Raw genomic sequence first — 15,492 nt, 5'->3', positions numbered from 1 at the left:
GTTACTCCGAAGGCTGGCTTTTGGTCAGGCGCTCAACGGCCCTGACCAGCTCTGCCACGGAGCGCACCTGCATTTTCTCCATCACGCGGCGGCGATGCACCTTCACCGTGATCTCGCTGACGCCCAGCTCGGCGGCAATCTGTTTATTCAGCATGCCGCTAATCGCCAGCGTCAGCACTTCGTGTTCGCGCGGCGTGAGGGACATATGCCGCTGCTTCAGGGCGTAGTGCTCTTTATTGCGTACGGCGTTATGTTCCGCCAGCCGGAGCGCGGATTCAATGGCGTCGATAAGCGCGCCAGATTCAACGGGCTTGGTGAGGAATTCGTAAGCGCCGCCCTTGATGGCGCGCACCGACATCGGGATGGTGCCGTGGCCGGTGAGGAAAATAATCGGGATCTCGCGCCCGCTGTCCTTGAGCGCGTCAGCCACCTCAAAGCCCGAGATGGCGGGCATTTGCATATCGAGGATCACGCACGACGGCAGCTCCTCAAACCGGTGTTGAAGAAACGCTTCTGCCGATGAAAAGCCGATGGCGTTTAAGTCTGCCGATTCCAGCAGCCCGATTACGGAGTGCCTGACTGCGTCATCGTCATCAACCACATACACAATGTGTTCCATTCACCGCCCCGGTGCTGATTTACATGTCGAGGATGCAAACAGTCCCGACGGCTACGTAAGAGACTGTTTATGCTGACTTTCATCTTAACACATTAAATATCATTATCATTTAACAATATGATAACCGTATGAAGTATAGCGAGCCGGGGCGGGAGTGGTGAAGGAACGAAACGCGTGCAACATGGGCAGTATGCCTCATCGCCCTCGTTATTTGTCGGTGAGGACTTTGATCGGTAAAACAGGCTACACTCTGGTTTTGAGCGCTAAATGCTGAGGACATAACAATGCACTACACACTGAAAGAGAGCGACAAGGATAAAGCGGAAGGGTCAAACGGCGCGGGCGCTCTGCAGCAAAAACTGCTGGAGTCCCGTTCGATTGTGATCTCCGGTGAGATTAACCAGGAGCTGGCGCAGAAAGTGATCACCCAGATGATCCTGCTGCAAAGCGTCAGCAACGATCCGATCAAGCTGTACATCAACAGCCAGGGCGGTCACGTGGAAGCGGGCGATACCATCCACGACTTTATCAAATTCATCCGCCCGGAAGTCCACGTTATCGGCACCGGCTGGGTGGCAAGCGCCGGGATCACCATCTTCCTGGCGGCGAAAAAAGAGCACCGCTACTCGCTGCCCAATACCCGCTTTATGATCCACCAGCCGCTGGGCGGCGTGCGCGGTCAGGCGACGGATATTGAGATCGAAGCGCGCGAAATCATCCGCATGCTGGACCGCGTGAATAAGCTGATCGCGGATGCTACCGGCCAGCCGCTGGAAAAAGTGAAAAAAGACACCGACCGCAACTTCTGGATGTCTCCGGCAGAAGCGCTGGACTACGGCATCGTGGGCAAACTGATTACCCATTATGACGAGCTGAAGCTGGATTAAGTTTTCGCGCCGTGTATGTGTCGGGTGGCGGCTACGCCTTACCCGACCTACACGCCCTCGTTTGACCCATGACAAGTTCCCCCTCTGCCTTCTTGCCTATAATCGCGCCTGTTTCCCCTCTCACTGGTGCTATCCATGGCGTATCAACTGAACCTGAACTGGCCGGAATTTCTTGAGAAATACTGGCAAAAACAACCCGTTGTGCTGAAAAATGCCTTCCCGAATTTTGTCGACCCGATTACCCCGGACGAGCTGGCAGGCCTGGCGATGGAGCCGGAAGTCGATAGCCGCCTGGTGAGCCATTTCAACGGCAAGTGGCAGGCCAGCAATGGTCCGTTTGAGCACTTTGACGATCTGGGCGAAACGGGCTGGTCGCTGCTGGCGCAGGCGGTGAACCACTGGCATATGCCTGCGGCGGAGCTGGTGCGTCCGTTCCGCGTCCTGCCGGACTGGCGTCTGGATGACCTGATGATCTCTTTCTCCGTCCCAGGCGGCGGCGTGGGCCCGCATATCGATCAGTACGATGTTTTCATTATTCAGGGGATGGGCAGCCGCCGCTGGCGCGTGGGTGACAAGCTGCCGATGCGCCAGTTCTGCCCGCATCCGGCACTGCTGCATGTGGATCCGTTCGAGCCAATCATCGACGAAGATCTGGCCCCGGGCGATATCCTCTACATTCCGCCTGGATTCCCGCACGACGGCTTTACCCATGAGACCGCGCTGAATTACTCCGTCGGCTTCCGTGGGCCAAACGGCCGGGATCTGATCAGCAGCTTCGCCGATTACGCGCTGGAAAACGATCTGGGGGGCGAGCACTACAGCGATCCGGATCTCACCTGTCGCGAACACCCGGGCCGCGTGGAGCAGTACGAGCTCGATCGCATTCGTCAGATGATGATCGAGATGATCAGCAAGCCGGATGATTTCACAAAATGGTTTGGCAGCTTTGTCTCCACGCCGCGTCATGAGCTGGATATCGCCGCCGCCGAACCGCCGTATTCTGCAGAAGAGGTGCTGGACGCGCTGCAGGGCGGCGAAACGTTGTCTCGCCTGAGCGGCCTGCGCGTGCTGAACATCAACGGCAGCTTCTTTATCAACAGCGAGCAACTGGAGACGGTAGACGCGAAGGCCGCGGATGCGCTGTGCCGCTACACCGAACTCGGCCAGGCGGAGCTGGGGGATGCCCTGAACAACCCGGCGTTTGTCGAGGAGCTCACCGGGCTGATTAACCAGGGGTACTGGTACTTCGACGAGTAATACCGTTGCCCGGTGGCGCTGCGCTTACCGGGCCTACAACGGCAAGAACGTAGGCCGGGTAAGGCGAAGCCGCCACCCGGCAAAACACTACTCCTCCATCGCAATCACAATCGCCTCGCCCATCTTCTTCAACGCCTCGCGGTGCTTATCCGTTGGCGGCAGCGCCACGTTGATCCGCAGGCAGTTGCGGTACTTCCCGGAGGCAGAAAACAGCGATCCGGCCGCAGCCTGGATCTTCAGCCGACACAGCTGCTTGCTGACGCACACCATATCCACCTTTTCCGGCAGCTCAACCCACAGCAGGAAGCTCCCCTGCGGGCGCGTGACGCAAATCTCTGCCGGGAAATACTGTCGCACCCAGCAGGTGTAGGTTTCCATATTCTGCTGATAAATCTGGCGCATACGACGCACGTGGCGATGGTAATGGCCGTCGCGGATAAACGCCGCCACCGCCATCTGCGTGCCCGGCACGTTAAACCCGCCCGCGGCGTATTTCATGTGCATCACCCGGTCGTAGTAACGTCCGGGAACAATCCAGCCGACGCGCAGGCCCGGCGCCACGGTTTTGGTAAACGAGCTGCAGAGGAGTACGCGGCCGTCGATATCCATCGAATGAATGGTGCGCGGGCGCGGGTACTCGGCGGCCAGCTCGCCATAAATATCGTCCTCAACAATCACGATATCGTGCCGCTGGGCGAGGGCTAAGACCTGTTTTTTTCGTGCTTCCGGCATGATAAACCCGAGCGGATTGTTGCAGTTGGGCACCAGGATCACCGCCTTGATTGGCCACTGCTCCAGCGCCAGCTCAAGCGCCTCGATGCTGATCCCGGTTTCAGAATCGGTGGGAATTTCAATCGCCTTAATATCGAAGCCGCGCAGCATCTGCATGGTGCCGTGAAACGACGGTGACTCCACCGCCACGATATCCCCCGGTTTGCATACCGAGAGCAGGGCGATGGAGAGCGCGCCGTGGCAGCCGTTGGTGATCACAATGTCGCTTGCCGATACGGTGGAGCCGCTGTCCAGCATCAGGCGGGCAATCTGCTCGCGCAGCTCCAGACGCCCGTCCAGCACGTCATAGCTCAGCATCTCGCCCGGGTTATGCTGCGCAATGCGGCTCATTTCGCGCCACAGGGGTTTCAGGCTCGGCTGGTTAATGTCCGGCGAACCGCCGCCGAAGGAGATCATCTCTTTGTCGGCGCGGGCATCCAGCAGCATCATCACCTCATCCCACTGGGTAACGTCCACCGGGCGCTGCACCGGGCGGGTCATCGCCGGGACGGGCGGCTGGGCCTTGCGCGGCGAGACAAAATAGCCGGAGCGCGGCTGAGGGGTGATCAGCTGGAGGTTTTCGAGGATCTGATAGGCCTGCTGTATGGTGCTGATACTTACGCCGTGTTCCTGGCTCAGCGCGCGTACCGACGGCAGACGTTCGCCGCTGCGATACAGCCCTTGTTCAATGCGTTCTGCCAGTAGATTGGCCAGATGTTGGTAGCGCGTCATGCTGTATCCTTTGTTTTCACCATACAGATTGTTAAACCAGTACAGATTGATGGGCTAAACGCCATGCAGATACCGTTTTAGCGGATCTGTATGGTAAACAAAAGCAGTTTTTGAATCTGTATTGTACAGGCCGTTTTCCATGATGATAAGCCCACTGGCACAGCGAGGAGAGCATCATGGAATTCTACGAAAATCGTTCAAAACGTCCGTTTATTGTGTTTGTCTGGATCGCGAAAACGCTGCGTAACTGGTATCGCATCAACCGTACCCGTCGCATTCTGAGCCAGATGAGCGACGAGCAGCTCAAGGACGTTGGGTTGTCGCGTAATGATGTGTGATCCACGTCGTCGCCGGGTGGCGGCTGCGCCTTACCCGGCCTGCTCGATCCCGTAGGCCCGGTAAGCGTAGCGCCACCGGGCGATTTTCAGCGCAACAGCTCAAACGTCTGCTGCTTCGGCCTTTCCAGCAGCTCAACCGCCTCCTGATACGACCGCACGTTGTTATAGCCCATCACCAGCCCGTAGCGTTTGCCCGACCCGCGATACCACTCCGAAAGCGCATTAACCTGCAGCTGCTGTTCCTGCCAGCAGCGCGCCACGTCCCGGTCAGCGCTTCCTCTGGTGAGAAATGCCACGATATGCATCCCGCCATCGTTTTGCTCGGTGAAAAACAGATCGCCATACACCTCACGCAGGGCGGCAATCATCCACTCCCGGCGGGTCTGATACAGGGCGCGCATCTTCTTCAGATGTCGGAAAAAATGGCCTTCATTGAGAAAGTTGGTGAGGATTTTTTGCGTCAGCACCGGCTGGCCGCTGGTGGTAATGTCCGCGCAGTCGGTAAAGGCCCCGACGGTGCTGGCGGGCATCACCACGTAGCCCATGCGCAGCGACGGCATAATGGTTTTACTGAAGGTGCCCATAAAGATCACCCGGTCGTGCCGATCGAGGCTTTTCAGCGACGGCAGAACCTTGCGGGTGTAGTGAAACTCCCCGTCGTAATCGTCTTCGATAATCCATGCGTCGTTCTGGCTGGCCCAGTCGAGCAACTGCTGTTTACGCGGCAGGGAGAGCGTGACCGCCAGCGGACTCTGGTGCGACGGGGTCACGATGGCAAAACGGGCGTCGCGATGGTGACGGAGCAGGTATTCCGTGTCGATGCCGTTGCGGTCGACCGGCACGGTGTGCAGGCGCGGCACGATCCGCTTGAGCAACTGCTGGCCCATAAAATAGCCCGGATCTTCAAACACCACCTTGTCGCTGCGGCTGGCAAGGGTGTCGAGGATCAGGCGCAGGCTGCCGCTGTAGCCGCTGGTGATCAGCACCTGTTCGGCAGTGCAGGACAATCCGCGTGAGATGTTGAGATAGCGGGCGATGGCTTGACGCAGCGGATACCAGCCCAGCACCGGCGGGTTGAGCATCTCCTCCTGGCGCATGGAACGCGTCGCCTGGCCTGCCAGCAGCAGCCACTTTTTATAGGGGAAGCTGTCGAGGGAGGGGATGCCGGGACGCAGAAAACCTGCCCGCTCGCGCTGGCTGATAAGCGAGGCCGGAAGCGTGCCGGTGGCCTGTTCCGTCGGCGCAGGAGTGGCCGGCAGCAGGAGGTCCGGGTTGACCCGCGTGCCGCGCGCGCCCTGGCTTACCAGATACCCTTCCCCCGTCAGAATGGCATACGCCGTTTCGACGGTTTTGCGCGCCACCTTCAGCTCTTCCGCCAGCACGCGGATGGCAGGCACCTTATCGCCCGGCTTCAGCACGCCGCGCGTGATGTTATCGCGATAGCGGGAATAAATCTCGTGATAGCCCGGCTTCATGTCCTACCTCATTTCGCGCTTTTTGTATCTTTTTACTATGTCATGAACAGCGTAGATTTGCCTCATCGCATCACACATACCGTGTAAATCAGAGGAAAGACCATGAGCACTCGCGTCAACCACCACAAAGTCACACCTGCCCTCGCTAACGCGCTGTCTGCCCTGAGCATGGAGGTGGCGAAAACCTCCATCGACCCGGCGCTGAAGCATCTGATCGACATTCGCGTGTCGCAGCTGAACGGCTGTACGTTCTGCCTGGATATGCACTCGAAAGAGGCGAAAATTGCCGGCGAGCGCGAGCTGCGCCTCTACCATCTGGCGGCATGGCGCGAGTCCCCGCTGTTCAGCGCCCGTGAAAAAGCGGCGCTGGCCTTCACCGAAGCGCTGACCCAAATCGGCGTTCATGGCGTGAGCGATGCGCTCTACCGCAGCGTGGCGGAGCACTTCTCAGATGTGGAGATTTCAGAGCTGAACTTCGCCATCGTGGCGATCAACGCCTGGAACCGTCTGGGGATCACCTCCCGCATGGCGCCGGGCGCGCTGGACGCGGCTTACGGGCTGAACAAGGCTAACCTGGAATAATTCCGCGCTCGCGGATCATCGCCACCAGCGCCCGCAGCCCTGGCGGGACGTGGCGATGGCCGGGATAGTACAGGCGCAGCCCGGAAAACGGCTGTGTCCAGTCGTTTAAGATGCTCACCAGCTCCCCGCTTTTCAGCTCGTCCCGAATATAGAGTTCCGGTAAAAAACCGACCCCTAGCCCCGCTTTCACGGCGCGGATCGAGGCGAAGAGATCGGAGGTGGCAAAGCGCGGCGGCACGGCCAGCGCGTACGTTTCCCCCCGACGGGCCAGCTCCCAGCGGTAGATCCCGCCGTGGGCCATACGCATGCCGATCCCCTGGTGCTGCAGCAGATCGTCCGGCGTCTCGGGTATGCCGTGACGGGCGAAGTAGTCCGGCGTGGCGGTGACAAGCTGGCGGATCTCGCCGGTCAGCGGCACGGCGATCATGTCCTGCGGGACGGACTCTTCAAGGCGGATCCCGGCGTCGTAACCTTCGGCGACGATGTCGATCATCCTCGCTTCGCTCACCGTTTCCACGCGCATTTTCGGGTAGCGGATCATGAAGTCGATCAGCAGCTGGTCCAGAAACAGGGCGCCGATATGGTTCGGCACGTTGAGGCGCAGCGTGCCGGCAGGCTCCCCGGTGTCGCTGTGGATCTCTTCCCCGGCGAGACGGATCTCCTGCAGGGCCGGACCAATTCGCGCCACATAGCGCTGCCCGGCGTCGGTGAGGGCCACGCTGCGGGTGGTGCGGTTAAAAAGGCGCGTCTCAAGGCGGCTCTCCAGCCCGGCGATGGCGTTGCTGACCGCGGTGGCGGACATCCCCAGCTCCTGCGCCGCGCCGCGAAAGCTGCCGCGTCGCACCACCGCCATCACCACTTCCAGCTCTGTCAGACCTGAACGATGCATAGATTATCCTGAAAATCGAAACAACCCTTGCAGCATAGCGTGGATTATCGCAACGGAGAAGCCGTGCCAGACTGGTCTCACACAGCCTGAGGAGGATGATATGCACATCATCGAACAGATCTTTATCAACGGCGAGTTTGTTACCCCGCACGGTACCGAACGTTTTGACTTGTACAACCCGGCAACGGCGCAGGTTATGGGTCAGGTTCGCCTGGCGGATGAGGTTGACGCCGAACGCGCTATCGCGGCGGCGAAAGCGGCGTTTCCGGCGTGGTCCCGGACCACAAAGCAGACGCGCATCGACGCGCTGAAGCGGATGCACGCCGCCGTGGCTGCCCGTCACGATGCGCTTCTGGACGCCATTGTCGAGGAGTACGGCGCGCCGGCTTCGCGCTCGGCGTGGATGGCAAGCTACCCGGCGGAGGTGATTGCTCAGGCCATTGCGGCACTGGAGGCGTTTGAGTTTGTCAGCACCGCAGGTGCCGCAACGGTACAGATGACGCCGCTGGGCGTGGCCGCGCTGATCACGCCGTGGAACAGCGATGCGGGGTTTATCTGCGGCAAACTGGCGGCCGCGCTCGCCGCGGGCTGCACGGCGGTAATCAAGCCGAGCGAAATGAGCGCCCTGCAAACGCAGATCGTTACCGAAGCGCTGCGCGATGCTGAATTGCCGCCGGGCGTGTTTAATATCGTCACCGGGCGCGGTGAGACGGTGGGCGAAACCCTCAGCCGTCATCCGGACGTGGCGAAGATCTCGTTTACCGGTTCGACCCATACCGGCAAGGCGATCCTGCGTAACGCGGCGGAAAGCTTTAAGCGCGTGACGCTGGAGTTAGGCGGTAAATCGCCGACGATCCTGCTGGAGGATGTGGATCTGGCGCAAGCGATCCCGCTGGTGATTCAGGCCGGATTTATGAACAGCGGGCAGGCGTGCGTGGCCGGGACGCGCATTCTGGTGCCGCAGTCACGCAAGACAGAAATGGAAGCCGCGCTGGCGCAGGCCGTGGCGGCGGTGAAATCCGGCGACCCGCGTAATAGCGCGACAGAGGTTGGCCCGATGGTCAGCGAGAAGCAGTGGCAGCGGGTACAGGGGTACATCCGCAAAGGGATCGAAGAGGGGGCACGCCTGCTGGCGGGCGGCGAAGGGCGGCCGGACGGGACGCGGGACGGCTGGTTCGTGCGTCCGACGCTGTTTGCCGACGTGAACAACCGGATGACCATTGCCCGTGACGAGATTTTTGGCCCGGTGCTGTGCGTGATCCCTTATCAGGACGAGGCGGAGGCGATCGCCATCGCCAATGATACCGAGTACGGCCTGAGCGCGATGGTGCTGGGCCGTGATGAAGAGCGGGCCCATCGCGTGGCGCAGCAGATTGTCTCCGGCCGCGTGCTGGTAAACACTCTGGCGCATGAGCCGAAAGCGCCGTTTGGCGGGTTCAAACACTCCGGCGTAGGGCGCGAGATGGGCGAGTGGGGGATCCGGGCGTTTATGGAGCCGCGGTCGATTGTGAGCTAAAACCCGCCCGGTGGCGCTACGCTTACCGGGCCTACATGCGCCCGTAGGCCGGATAAGCGCAGCGCCATCCGGCACAACATTTCGCTTCTTGCCGAAGCATTGCGTTTTTCCCTCCTGCATTCTCTCCCCAACATCACAGCGGAGAGAAAATCATGATCGCAGTCCTTTTTGAAGCCAAAGCCGAGCCTGCTCATCAGGCGCGCTACCTGCAGCTGGCCGCCGAACTGAAGCCGCTGCTGGCGGAGATCGACGGCTTTATTGATATCGAACGTTTTCAGAGCCTGACCACCGACGGCAAAATCCTGTCTCTTTCCTGGTGGCGGGATGAAGAGGCTGTCCGCCGCTGGAAGCACAACGTCTTTCACCAGGCGGCGCAGGCCGAAGGGCGGGAGTCGATTTTTACGTACTACCGCCTTCGGGTGGCGCAGGTCGTGCGGGAATATACCTCTGAAACCGGAGAAGATGTCGATCTATAATATTAATGTATTTTTTAGCGATATCCCCGGGGAGCCGGGCGAATGAGCGGCCGCGCTGGCCGCAGAGATCACCGAACCCTGGGCGACCCATGTTAAAGACGAGCTTACCCCCTGATAACAGCGCGGCGCTGGAGCTGGCCATTGCCGCAGTGGCGGCTGCAATGGCCGATCCGTCGCGCGTGAAGATGCTCTGTGCGCTAATGGACGGGCGGGCGTGGACGGCCACCGAACTGAGCGCGGCGGCAGAGGTTGCACCGTCGACCGCCAGCGGGCATCTCGCCCGGCTGGTGGAAGGAAAGCTGATTACCTGCCTGTCGCAAGGGCGGCATCGCTATTATCGCCTTGCCGGGCCCGACGTCGCGGCGTTGGTCGAGCAGATGATGGGACTCTCCTGGAGCCGCATTACCCCGCCTGAAACCACTGCGCCGAAAGCCATGCGTCAAGCCCGTACCTGCTACGACCATCTTGCCGGTACGGTGGCGGTGCAGATCTATGATTTTATGCAGGCAGAAGGCTGGCTTGAGGCAGACGGTTCCGCGCTGACGCTGTATGGCCGGGAGCAGTTCCTGACGCTCGGCATTCCGTTAAGTGCTCATCCCCGTCGCAAGGCTTGCTGCGCCTGCCTGGACTGGAGCGAGCGGCGGTTTCACCTGGGAGGTGAGGCCGGCGCGGCGCTGCTCGATCATCTGGAAAATAAAGGCTGGATCCAGCGGGTGGCGGGGTACAGGGAGGTGGTGGTGACGGCGTCGGGGAAGGCCGCTGTAAAGAGGTTTTTTAGCCGCTAAACGCCTCTGCGTGAGGGGTTACCTCAACGCCACGCATGCTCGGAGGGCCCCCTCTCCCTCGAGGGAGAGGGCTGGGGTGAGGGGGAACATACGGCTGTGGTGGTCATTCCGTTCACATTATGTTCCTTGCTACTCTGTAACAGCATGACCTGTGAACGTGCCAGGGCGGCTCAATCGCCGCCGCCCTGGCGACCCGGGCTCCCGGCGGTAAATCGCCGCTTCGCGGTACCCTCAGCTTATTCCTTCAGGCTATCGGGTCGGGCATGAGCCTGCATCCCTGCAGGCCACGCCCTCTCGGCGCATCCCTGCGCCTCGCCCCGGCCTTACGGAAACGCTTCGGCGATTTACAGCCGGACCAGGGTGTCGCTGTAAGTCATTAATTTTGCTGATGCAGCATTCATCGCTTCAGGTAAAAAATGACCAGGGGGTCCTCGGAGAGAGGGAGAGTATCGTTTTCGCAATTCCTGCGCTTTTACCTCTCGTTTCTTGATACTTACCCTGATAACTATTATCGTGGCTGCGTGTTTCGAGAGGTTTCCCCATGCGTGAAGAAGAACTGTTCTGCCGCAGGCCGATGGGCATGCGGATGGCGATGATCGTGCGCCAGTGGCGTGCCGTCATCGACGACGCCATTCTCGATACCGGGTTAACCCAGTCGAGCTGGACGGTGATGATGCAGCTTCATCAACTTGGGGATAACGTCTCGGTGAGTGAGCTTGCGGAGGTGCAGGGCATTGAGCTGCCACCGCTGATGCGCACTCTGACACAGCTGGAAAAGCAGGGTTACCTGTTGCGCACCACATCGCCTTATGACAAGCGCATCCGGCTTCTGACGCTGACGCCTGAGGGAAAAGCTGTCCTTCAAAGGCTCACCCAGGTCATTGAGACGCTTCAGACGCGCGTATCGCAAAACATCGCGCCGGAACATCTCGATATTTTCAGCGCCACCCTGAATCAAATCGCCTGCAATTTGCGGACAATCCGCGAAGAAGATAACAAGACCGAAAAATAATGACTCCTGAACAAAAGTTTGCCCGCTGGGTAAGGGTGAGTATTGCCTCTTTCCTCCTGATGTTTGTCTACTTTGTCGTCGCGGATATCTGGATCCCGCTGACGCCGGACTCCACCGTGATGCGCGTGGTGACACCGGTGTCTCCGCGCGTGTCCGGCTATGTGGCGGCCGTGCATGTGCACAACAACAGCCAGGTGAAGCGGGGCGATCTGCTGTTTGAACTCGACGACACGCCGTTTCGCAATAAAGTGGAAGCGGCGCAAATCGCGCTCGAGCAGGCTCGCCTGTCCAACGAACAGCTGGACGCGCAGATCGCCGCCGCGCAGGCCAGCCTGAAGACCGCGGTTCTGACCGCGCGTAACGACAAAGTGACCTTCGATCGCTACCAGAAGCTAAGCACGTTACAGAACGTCTCGCAGGCGGATCTGGATAAGGTCCGTACGACCTGGCAGAGTAGCGAGCAGTCCGTCAGCACGATTCAGGCCAACATCCGGAACCTGCGCATCCAGCGCGGCGAGCGGGATGAGCAGCACAACGTGACGCTGCAAAAATACCGCAACGCGCTCGATGACGCGGAGCTGAACCTCGGCTGGACGAAGGTTTACGCCCAGGCAGACGGCACGGTCAGTAACCTGCAGTTAAGCCCCGGCTTTTATGCCTCCTCCGGCTCGGCCGCACTGGCGCTGGTGAACAACCAGACCGATATCGTGGCTGATTTCCGTGAAAAAAGCCTGCGTCATACCCATCAGGGCACCGATGCTGCGGTGGTGTTTGACGCCTTCCCGGGGCACGTTTTCCGCGCCCACGTGACCAGCAGCGATGCGGGGATCCTCGCCGGTCAGGAGGCCGTTAATGGCCAGCTTTCCGAGCCGGAAACCTCTAACCGCTGGGTACGTGACGCCCAGCGGATGCGCATTCACGTGACGCTGGATGAGCCGCTGCCGAAGCATCTGCCGACCGGTGCGCGGGCGACCGTGCAGCTTTACAACAGCGAAGGGCCGTTTGCGCGCTTCTTCTCCGGGATGCAAATCCACCTGGTGAGCCTGCTGCACTATGTCTATTAATACGCTGGCGCGGGTCTTTACCCCGCACGGCAACATCGTCTATACGGCAAATGACTTTCGCCAGACCCTGCGCATCGTCTTTGCCGGGATGATTGCGCTCAGCATCTCCAGCTTTTACAACACCAGTTACGGCGTCTTTTTCGTGGTCTACCCGATCATGCTGCTTTCGCTGGTCCCGGTGTTTAACCGCCACGTGGCGAAGCAGTTTATCTTCAGTGCGTCGCTGAACTGCGTGGAAATGGTGATTATTATCGGCTATCTGTCGCAATGGCCGGTGATCATGACGCTGGTGGTATTTGCTCTGTACGTGATGCGTTTTCGCTTTATGAGCAAGGGGCCGCTGTTTCTGTTCGGGTCCATGGGCGTGGTGTGCCAGAGCGTGATGCTCAATTTCATGAGCTACCCCACCACCAACTGGCACACGCTGCTGTTTTCCAACATTGAAGCCAGCGTGATGGCGGTGTGCCTGAGCGCGCTGATGAACTATCTCCTGCCGGACGTTGAGCCGCGCAAGCCGCCGCCGCTGATCGAGAAAGACGACGCCCGCGTACGCCACGAGTCGCTGCTCTCCGGTACCGTCGCGACGCTGATTTTCGTTGTTTTTCAGATTAGTGATTTAAGCGATTCGCTCTCGGCGCTGATGGCGGGGATTTTGATTCTGTTCCCGATGCACTATCGCGGCGCGGTGATGAGCTCCATCTGGCGCGTGGCCGGCGTGGTGCTGGGCTGCCTCTATATTTTGGTCGTCCAGCTTATCCTCTACGACCACAGTAGCCATATGCTGCTGATGATGCCGCTGATCGGCCTCGGGCTGGCGTTTGGCGCGCGCCTGCACGTAATGGAGAAAGTCGGGGCCGGCGTGGGGTTCTCCAGCATCACCACCATCGGCATTATGTTCGGGCAGAACATGCACCCGGACAGCGATCTGGTGTTCAGCGATCTCTATCGCATCACCTCCGTAACGTTTTCGCTGGTGGCGACGCTGACGATGGTGTTTCTGGTGCATGTGATCCTGAACCGCTTCCAGGCGACGCGCTATATCATCGCGCCACCCAAAGCGGATTAATGCCCCAGCACGGCGGGCAGTTGCGAGAGTAAAAACAGGATCAGGCCAATCGTCCCGCCCACCAGCGTGCCGTTGACGCGGATAAACTGCAGATCTTTGCCGATGTTGAGCTCAATTTGCCGTGACATGTCTTTGGCATCCCAGCTTTTGACCGTGTCGCTGATGTGGCGGGTAAGGAACGCCGCGAAATCCGGCGCGAGACGATGCGCGGCCTGCTCCAGATGCTCGTTCAGCGACGCCCGCAGGCTGGCGTCGTTTGTTAGCGTTTCGCCAAACCACAGCCCGGCGTTAGCGATGCGCTGCTTCACGCGAGAGTCCTCACTCTGCATATCCGCCTTCAGCCACTGGCGCAGGTCGGCCCACATCTCGCCCAGATAGCGGTTAAACGCCTCGTCATTCTTCAGGTAGTGCTTGATGTTGTCGGCTTTTGCCGCCATCTCCGGGTCGTTTTTCAGGTTGTCGATAAGCTTCAGCGTGGCGCGGTCGAACGCCTGGCGGATCTGGTGCGTGCGGTCGTGGCTGATGTCGTCCAGCAGCGTGTTCACTGCGTTCGACACCATCTCCGCACTCTGATCGCCCAGCCACTCGGTGGGCAGCAACATCGCCTTGCGGGGATGCTCGGTCTTCAGCCAGTGGACAATCTGGTCGGCAATAAAGTCCCGCGTGCTTTCCCGCTGAATCAGGGTAATCAGTCGGTTGATGATGGCGTCCAGCAGCACCTGGTGACGGTTGTTTTTGGTCATGCTCTCCAGCATCACGGCGCTGGTTTCGGTGAAGTCGACCTTGTCGATGGCCTTATGCACCGCGCGTTTGAGCAGGCGCTGGATGCGTCCATCATCGGTCAGTTCAAGAAAACCGCTCATCACCTGCATCAGATGCAGCCCGACGCGCTGGGCGTTGTCGGGCTTGCTGAACCAGGCACCAATCATCTGTGCGGGTTCATAGCGGCGAATCAACGCCACCAGCGACTGGGTATCCAGAAACTTCTCCTGCACGAACTGGCCAAGATTGTCGCCGATCCGGTCTTTATTGCGCGGGATGATTGCCGTATGGCGCGAAATAAACGGAATGGGCACCCGGCGGAACAGCGCGACCACGGCAAACCAGTCTGCCAGCGCGCCGACCATCGCCGCCTCGGCAATGGCCTTCACGCCGCGCACCCAGAAGGTCTGCGGCAGGAACAGGGTGGTGATAAACGCCGCGGCGGCAACCAGCAGCAGCGACAGCGCCAGCAGCTTGGCGCGTTTGAGTTCAGCTATTTTTTCCATGGGTTAAGGATAGAGGGAGACGGGAGGAAAGTGCAAAGCAGGAGGAGGACCTTCGCGTTTCAGTTTCTGGAATGCGCCTTCAGAAAGTGAAATTGAATGATGTCGACCGGTTCAATTTATGAACGTTTTGTATATGCTTTTTTGTATATACAATAAAGGAAGGGTACACTATGCCAACGGAGTTTGAATGGGATACCAACAAAGCGAAAAGCAATCTCATTAAGCATGGGATCCGCTTTGAAGAGGCTGTTCTGGTGTTTGACGATCCTTATCATTTATCTTTGCAGGATCGTCATGAAAATGGAGAGTTCCGTTGGCAGACCATTGGCCTTGTACATGGTCTAATTGTCATTATGGTCGCACACACGGTACGTTTTGAAAGTGGTGACGAAGTCATCCGTATCATTAGCGCACGAAAGGCGGACCGTAAAGAGAGGAGCCGTTATGAGCATCGTTAAACATAAACGCGGTACTGCGCCCGACGTAAGCGCTCGTCGTGAGGCTGAGCTCAAAGCATTAGCTGAAAGACCAGAAGCAGAGATTGATTACAGCGATATTCCTGCCACGGATGATGAACAGTGGGCGGCGGCTGTGCGAGGGAAGTTCTTTCGACCACTTAAAACTCAGGCATCTGTACGTATAGACGCCGACGTGATGGAGTGGCTGAAACGGCCTGGAAAAGGTTATCAGACAAGGCTTAACGCTATCTTGCGCGAAGCGATGCTGCGCGACCAAAGTAAAAAATAGGTAAATGG

17 protein-coding genes are annotated in these 15,492 nt (G+C 59.2%); 12 read left to right on the top strand and 5 right to left on the bottom strand.

From position 1 onward, the window contains the following. Position 1: 1 nt before the first annotated feature. Positions 2–619 carry a response regulator transcription factor gene (locus GM298_RS09970; protein WP_266154034.1) on the bottom strand — a complete coding sequence of 206 codons (618 nt, stop codon included), beginning with the start codon at positions 617–619 and terminating at the stop codon, positions 2–4. Positions 620–903: 284 nt separating this feature from the next. On the opposite strand from GM298_RS09970, the gene GM298_RS09965 reads away from it, so the two are divergent. Together GM298_RS09965 and GM298_RS09960 are read left to right on the top strand one after the other, a co-directional pair. Next, the gene (locus GM298_RS09965; RefSeq protein WP_008501342.1) at positions 904–1,506 is read left to right on the top strand and encodes an ATP-dependent Clp protease proteolytic subunit; all 603 of its coding nucleotides are present in this window, start codon (positions 904–906) and stop codon (positions 1,504–1,506) included. A 135-nt stretch (positions 1,507–1,641) separates the two neighbouring features. Continuing rightward, entirely contained in the window at positions 1,642–2,763 is a 1,122-nt protein-coding gene (locus GM298_RS09960; RefSeq protein ID WP_088244062.1) for a cupin domain-containing protein, read from the top strand. A gap of 87 nt (positions 2,764–2,850) precedes the next feature. Here GM298_RS09960 and GM298_RS09955 read toward each other — a convergent pair whose 3' ends face one another. Further along, positions 2,851–4,266 (bottom strand): PLP-dependent aminotransferase family protein, encoded by a 1,416-nt coding sequence (locus GM298_RS09955; protein WP_266154033.1) that lies wholly within the window; start codon positions 4,264–4,266, stop codon positions 2,851–2,853. A 176-nt stretch (positions 4,267–4,442) separates the two neighbouring features. On the opposite strand from GM298_RS09955, the gene GM298_RS09950 reads away from it, so the two are divergent. Then, positions 4,443–4,604, top strand: a complete 162-nt coding sequence (locus GM298_RS09950) for a DUF1127 domain-containing protein (protein ID WP_059386776.1) — start codon at positions 4,443–4,445, stop codon at positions 4,602–4,604. Positions 4,605–4,690: 86 nt separating this feature from the next. Here the strand turns inward: GM298_RS09950 and GM298_RS09945 are convergent, their stop codons facing one another. Continuing rightward, positions 4,691–6,079 (bottom strand): PLP-dependent aminotransferase family protein, encoded by a 1,389-nt coding sequence (locus GM298_RS09945; protein ID WP_266154032.1) that lies wholly within the window; start codon positions 6,077–6,079, stop codon positions 4,691–4,693. A gap of 102 nt (positions 6,080–6,181) precedes the next feature. On the opposite strand from GM298_RS09945, the gene GM298_RS09940 reads away from it, so the two are divergent. Then, entirely contained in the window at positions 6,182–6,661 is a 480-nt protein-coding gene (locus GM298_RS09940) for a carboxymuconolactone decarboxylase family protein (protein WP_023310248.1), read from the top strand. On the opposite strand, the gene GM298_RS09935 is transcribed toward GM298_RS09940, so the two are convergent. Continuing rightward, a complete protein-coding gene (locus tag GM298_RS09935) occupies positions 6,648–7,550 on the bottom strand; it encodes a LysR family transcriptional regulator (RefSeq protein ID WP_266154031.1) in 903 nt (300 codons plus the stop codon). The genes GM298_RS09940 and GM298_RS09935 overlap by 14 nt on opposite strands. A 100-nt stretch (positions 7,551–7,650) precedes the next feature. Between GM298_RS09935 and GM298_RS09930 the strand changes: the two genes are divergently transcribed. The 6 genes from GM298_RS09930 to GM298_RS09905 all read left to right on the top strand — a co-directional run bounded on the left by GM298_RS09930 (position 7,651) and on the right by GM298_RS09905 (position 13,469). Then, positions 7,651–9,066, top strand: coding sequence for an aldehyde dehydrogenase family protein (locus GM298_RS09930; RefSeq protein ID WP_266154030.1), 1,416 nt, complete (start codon positions 7,651–7,653; stop codon positions 9,064–9,066). 152 nt (positions 9,067–9,218) lie between these two features. Beyond that, complete coding sequence (locus GM298_RS09925; RefSeq protein ID WP_045286435.1) at positions 9,219–9,542, top strand: antibiotic biosynthesis monooxygenase family protein; 324 nt, start codon at positions 9,219–9,221, stop codon at positions 9,540–9,542. Positions 9,543–9,631: 89 nt separating this feature from the next. Next, on the top strand, positions 9,632–10,327 hold the full coding sequence (locus GM298_RS09920) for an ArsR/SmtB family transcription factor (protein ID WP_088244063.1): 696 nt from the start codon (positions 9,632–9,634) through the stop codon (positions 10,325–10,327). A 541-nt stretch (positions 10,328–10,868) separates the two neighbouring features. Next, positions 10,869–11,339 (top strand): MarR family winged helix-turn-helix transcriptional regulator, encoded by a 471-nt coding sequence (locus GM298_RS09915; protein ID WP_025757419.1) that lies wholly within the window; start codon positions 10,869–10,871, stop codon positions 11,337–11,339. Continuing rightward, positions 11,336–12,403 carry an HlyD family secretion protein gene (locus GM298_RS09910; protein ID WP_088244064.1) on the top strand — a complete coding sequence of 356 codons (1,068 nt, stop codon included), beginning with the start codon at positions 11,336–11,338 and terminating at the stop codon, positions 12,401–12,403. Before GM298_RS09915 ends, GM298_RS09910 begins: the two co-directional genes overlap by 4 nt. Beyond that, positions 12,393–13,469: a DUF2955 domain-containing protein gene (locus GM298_RS09905; protein ID WP_025757422.1), complete on the top strand. Its 1,077-nt coding sequence runs from the start codon at positions 12,393–12,395 to the stop codon at positions 13,467–13,469. Before GM298_RS09910 ends, GM298_RS09905 begins: the two co-directional genes overlap by 11 nt. Here GM298_RS09905 and GM298_RS09900 read toward each other — a convergent pair. After that, a complete protein-coding gene (locus tag GM298_RS09900) occupies positions 13,466–14,737 on the bottom strand; it encodes a DUF445 domain-containing protein (protein WP_266154029.1) in 1,272 nt (423 codons plus the stop codon). The genes GM298_RS09905 and GM298_RS09900 overlap by 4 nt on opposite strands. Before the next feature lie 170 nt (positions 14,738–14,907). Here GM298_RS09900 and GM298_RS09895 point away from each other — a divergent pair, with 170 nt between their 5' ends. Further along, the gene (locus tag GM298_RS09895; RefSeq protein ID WP_045286441.1) at positions 14,908–15,195 is read left to right on the top strand and encodes a BrnT family toxin; all 288 of its coding nucleotides are present in this window, start codon (positions 14,908–14,910) and stop codon (positions 15,193–15,195) included. Continuing rightward, on the top strand, positions 15,182–15,484 hold the full coding sequence (locus GM298_RS09890) for a BrnA antitoxin family protein (RefSeq protein ID WP_045286442.1): 303 nt from the start codon (positions 15,182–15,184) through the stop codon (positions 15,482–15,484). The genes GM298_RS09895 and GM298_RS09890 overlap by 14 nt, the downstream gene beginning before the upstream one ends. Positions 15,485–15,492 lie beyond the last annotated feature (8 nt).

Source organism: Enterobacter sp. HSTU-ASh6 (assembly GCF_026319105.1).
Taxonomy (GTDB): Bacteria; Pseudomonadota; Gammaproteobacteria; order Enterobacterales; family Enterobacteriaceae; genus Enterobacter; species Enterobacter sichuanensis.
Note: the sequence above shows the minus strand (reverse complement) of the source record. Positions and strands in the feature narration are given on the sequence as shown.

Excerpts from the sequence above, each read along its gene's own strand:
- GM298_RS09970 (WP_266154034.1), bottom strand. The coding sequence starts at position 619 with ATGGAACACATTGTGTATGTGGTTGATGACGATGACGCAGTCAGGCAC.
- GM298_RS09965 (WP_008501342.1), top strand. The coding sequence starts at position 904 with ATGCACTACACACTGAAAGAGAGCGACAAGGATAAAGCGGAAGGGTCA.
- GM298_RS09960 (WP_088244062.1), top strand. The coding sequence starts at position 1,642 with ATGGCGTATCAACTGAACCTGAACTGGCCGGAATTTCTTGAGAAATAC.
- GM298_RS09955 (WP_266154033.1), bottom strand. The coding sequence starts at position 4,266 with ATGACGCGCTACCAACATCTGGCCAATCTACTGGCAGAACGCATTGAA.
- GM298_RS09950 (WP_059386776.1), top strand. The coding sequence starts at position 4,443 with ATGGAATTCTACGAAAATCGTTCAAAACGTCCGTTTATTGTGTTTGTC.
- GM298_RS09945 (WP_266154032.1), bottom strand. The coding sequence starts at position 6,079 with ATGAAGCCGGGCTATCACGAGATTTATTCCCGCTATCGCGATAACATC.
- GM298_RS09940 (WP_023310248.1), top strand. The coding sequence starts at position 6,182 with ATGAGCACTCGCGTCAACCACCACAAAGTCACACCTGCCCTCGCTAAC.
- GM298_RS09935 (WP_266154031.1), bottom strand. The coding sequence starts at position 7,550 with ATGCATCGTTCAGGTCTGACAGAGCTGGAAGTGGTGATGGCGGTGGTG.
- GM298_RS09930 (WP_266154030.1), top strand. The coding sequence starts at position 7,651 with ATGCACATCATCGAACAGATCTTTATCAACGGCGAGTTTGTTACCCCG.
- GM298_RS09925 (WP_045286435.1), top strand. The coding sequence starts at position 9,219 with ATGATCGCAGTCCTTTTTGAAGCCAAAGCCGAGCCTGCTCATCAGGCG.
- GM298_RS09920 (WP_088244063.1), top strand. The coding sequence starts at position 9,632 with ATGTTAAAGACGAGCTTACCCCCTGATAACAGCGCGGCGCTGGAGCTG.
- GM298_RS09915 (WP_025757419.1), top strand. The coding sequence starts at position 10,869 with ATGCGTGAAGAAGAACTGTTCTGCCGCAGGCCGATGGGCATGCGGATG.
- GM298_RS09905 (WP_025757422.1), top strand. The coding sequence starts at position 12,393 with ATGTCTATTAATACGCTGGCGCGGGTCTTTACCCCGCACGGCAACATC.
- GM298_RS09900 (WP_266154029.1), bottom strand. The coding sequence starts at position 14,737 with ATGGAAAAAATAGCTGAACTCAAACGCGCCAAGCTGCTGGCGCTGTCG.
- GM298_RS09895 (WP_045286441.1), top strand. The coding sequence starts at position 14,908 with ATGCCAACGGAGTTTGAATGGGATACCAACAAAGCGAAAAGCAATCTC.
- GM298_RS09890 (WP_045286442.1), top strand. The coding sequence starts at position 15,182 with ATGAGCATCGTTAAACATAAACGCGGTACTGCGCCCGACGTAAGCGCT.